The 890-nt window shown below is 74.4% G+C and carries 2 pseudogenes; both read left to right on the top strand.

Annotated features, from left to right (window positions below):
• Positions 1–214 (top strand): annotated as a pseudogene (locus tag ACYVE9_RS28650) (hypothetical protein); the annotation flags it as partial.
• Positions 208–890: pseudogene (locus tag ACYVE9_RS28645) on the top strand (molybdopterin-dependent oxidoreductase); the annotation flags it as partial. The pseudogenes ACYVE9_RS28650 and ACYVE9_RS28645, both read left to right, overlap by 7 nt.

Below are 890 nucleotides of genomic sequence, written 5' to 3'. Positions count from 1 at the left end.
GCTGGTGGTGCTCGTCGCCGGCGCCCTGCTGGCCATGCTCGTCGCCGACCTGTCCGGCATGAGCAAGGCGGAGACGGAACGGATCTGGCTGCCGTTCGCGGTGTGGCTGCTGCCCGCCGCCGCGCTGCTGCCGGCCCGCGACCACCGGTGGTGGCTGGCCGCGCAGGCCGTCGTCGCGCTGACCGTCAACCACCTTCTCTTCACCGGATGGTGAGCGCCGCGGTCGCCTTCCGCGGGCGGCTCCACGATCCGCGTACCGCCACCGTCGTGGGCCGGTGGCTGGGCGCGGCGCTGCTGGTGTGCTTCGTCACCGGGGTGATCAGCCATCTGCTCCAGGAGCAGCCCGACTGGCTGCTGGGCCGGCTGCCGACGCGGCCGGTGTGGGGCTACCGCCTCACCCAGGGCCTGCATGTGGCCACCGGCATCGCGGCGGTCCCGCTGCTGCTGGCCAAACTCTGGACCGTGTACCCGCGGTTGTTCCAGCGGCCGGCGGTGCGCTCCTGGCGGCACGCCCTGGAGCGGCTGTCGGTGGGGGTGCTGGTGGCGGCCACGTTGCTGGAGCTGTTCCTCGGCCTGCTGAACATCGCCCAGTGGTACGTGTGGCCGTTCTCCTTCCGCCAGGTGCACTGGGCACTGGCGTGGGTGCTGGTCGGTGCGCTGCTGCTGCACGTGGCGGTCAAGGCGCCGCAGATCGGCGCGCACTGGCGGCGGAGGCGGCCGCAGCCGGAAGGGGCCGATCCGGACGAGCGGGACCGGCGGTCGCTGCTGCTGGGGGTCGCCGCGGCGACGGGTGCGGTGACGGTAGTGACGGCCGGGCAGACCCTGCCGCTGCTGCGCCCGCTGGCGTGGCTGGCACCGCGCCACCCCGACCACGGGGCGCAGGGCCTGCC

The sequence above is a fragment of the Streptomyces sparsus genome (assembly GCF_054776295.1).
The sequence above is the reverse complement of the archived record's forward strand: the minus strand, read 5'-3'. Positions and strand labels throughout refer to the sequence as shown.